Annotated in this window: 1 protein-coding gene; it reads left to right on the top strand. The window is 61.0% G+C overall.

From position 1 onward, the window contains the following. Window positions 1-613 (top strand): phosphopantetheine-binding protein (locus DB708_RS25805; protein ID WP_133251061.1); only part of this gene is annotated, 613 nt, incomplete at both ends.

Below are 613 nucleotides of genomic sequence, written 5' to 3' on the forward strand. Positions count from 1 at the left end.
GTATGTCACGGAGTCGGTGGCCGGGATTGTGGATTCGGTTGCGGTGCGTGAGGTGTTGGGGCAGCGGTTGCCGTCTTATATGGTGCCGGCTGCGGTGGTGGTGGTTGAGGTGTTGCCACTGACGGTGAACGGGAAACTCGATACTCGGGCGTTGCCGGCTCCTGAATATGGTGACGCGCAACGGTATCGGGCTCCGGGGACCGCGGCTGAGGAGATTTTGGCGGGGATTTTCGCTCAAGTCCTGGGTGTGGAGCGGGTTGGGGTTGATGACTCGTTCTTTGATCTGGGTGGGGATTCGTTGTCGGTGATGCGTGTGGTTGCTGCGGTGAATTCTGCTTTGGGTGTTGGTCTTTCGGTGCGTGCGGTGTTTGAGGCGCCCACGGTTGCGGGGTTGGTGACGCGTCTGGATGCGGTTCAGGATGTGTTGGAGCCGTTGGTGGCCCGGGTGCGTCCTTCGGTGGTTCCGTTGTCGTTTGCGCAGTCGCGGTTGTGGTTCCTTGATCAGTTGCAGGGGCCCTCGCCGGTGTACAACATGCCGACGGTGTTGGGTGTTAGTTGGGTGTTGGATGCCGCGGTGTTGGGGGCTGCGCTCGCTGATGTGGTGGGTCGTCAT

The sequence above is a fragment of the Mycobacterium montefiorense genome (assembly GCF_003112775.1).
Lineage (GTDB): Bacteria > Actinomycetota > Actinomycetes > Mycobacteriales > Mycobacteriaceae > Mycobacterium > Mycobacterium montefiorense.